This window comes from Sphingomonas sp. IW22 (genome assembly GCF_041321155.1).
In the GTDB taxonomy this organism is placed as follows: domain Bacteria; phylum Pseudomonadota; class Alphaproteobacteria; order Sphingomonadales; family Sphingomonadaceae; genus Sphingomonas.
In genome coordinates, this window is record NZ_JBGGWB010000030.1 from 1 (window position 1) to 1,308 (window position 1,308).

At 38.2% G+C, this 1,308-nt stretch carries 1 protein-coding gene; it reads left to right on the plus strand.

Translation table 11 applies throughout. From position 1 onward, the window contains the following. Positions 1-181 precede the first annotated feature (181 nt). Positions 182-1,183, plus strand: a complete 1,002-nt coding sequence (locus ACAX61_RS19530; RefSeq protein ID WP_370716204.1) for a hypothetical protein — start codon at positions 182-184, stop codon at positions 1,181-1,183. The last annotated feature ends 125 nt before the right edge of the window (positions 1,184-1,308 follow it).

A 1,308-nucleotide genomic window follows, 5' to 3' on the forward strand; every position in this document is an offset into this window, starting at 1 on the left:
TATACAGGGTCGTCGAGATAAATCCGGAAAATTTTTAAAGTTGTATTAAAAGAAGATTATTTGAGTAATCAATAAAATTATTTTTGTTTAAGTAAGCTAAATTATCAACAAAATAGATTATTTAAATTTGAATTATTTAATATTAGTTATGGCTTCAGAATATGACCGAAGAGTCGCAGTGTTGGAATCACTTCGCGCCGGAAGAATGCCAAAAGAAATAATTAAATGGTTTGGGTACAACAAGACCCAAGTTTATGACTTGGCAAAGAGGTATAGGGAAACCAAGGACAAGGAAGCATTAAATGCCAAAAGAAAATGTCACAATCAACGATCAGACTGCAAACGGAACGAAGATTTCCTGGCTAAGTTGAGAAGTGAAATTGATGAAGATGGCAGTCGAAAAATGAGCAATCTGGCAAAAGAAATGGAAGTGGCGAGGTCAACTATTAGTATAGCGATAAATAAGGACATATGTTACAAATCATATGTGCTTCGAAGGCGACATCTGTTGACAGAGAGAGATAAATTAAATAGAAAAATGAAAGCATCAGCCTTGGTGAATGATTTGAAGCATGAAAGCTCTGGTTTCCTCAGATTCTTCTCTGACGAAAAAATCTTCATTCAGGACAGAAAAGTTAATCGCAAAAATGACCGGTGGATATGCCAAAATATTTCTGAAGTTCCTACCTCTATGCATTCTAAGTTTCCAGCTTCAGTCATGGTGCTAGGCGTGGTTAGCAGTGAAGGCCACGTAATGCCACCTCACTTTTTCGAACGTGGTCTTAAAGTGGATGCTGATACCTATATCGGTGTACTAGATGCAGTTGTCAAACCGTGGATGGACAAAATAGCTGATGGAAGATTGTATGTCTTCCAACAAGACTCGGCTCCTGCTCATAAAGCAAGGAAGACACAAGCATGGCTTTACGAAAATCTGCCATACCATTGGTCACCTGATTTATGGCCTCCCTCCAGTCCGGATTGCAATCCTCTCGATTATTACCTATGGGGCGTGGTTGAGTCACAAGTTAACTCAAAACCACATAACACAATCAGATCCTTACAAGATGGCATTATACAGGTAATGACGAAATTGGACGGGGACGAAGTCAAGCGAGGATGCAGCACATTCCGAGCCCGGCTCGAGGCGGTTGTGACCAATAATGGTGATCACATCGAATAATACTAAACTTTATACATTCATTTAGTTGTGTACCAATTTTTATTGTAATATAGTTATTAGTTTTGTCTATTTCCTTCTTATAATTAAGATTTAAAAATTTCCGGATTTATCTCGACGACCCTGTA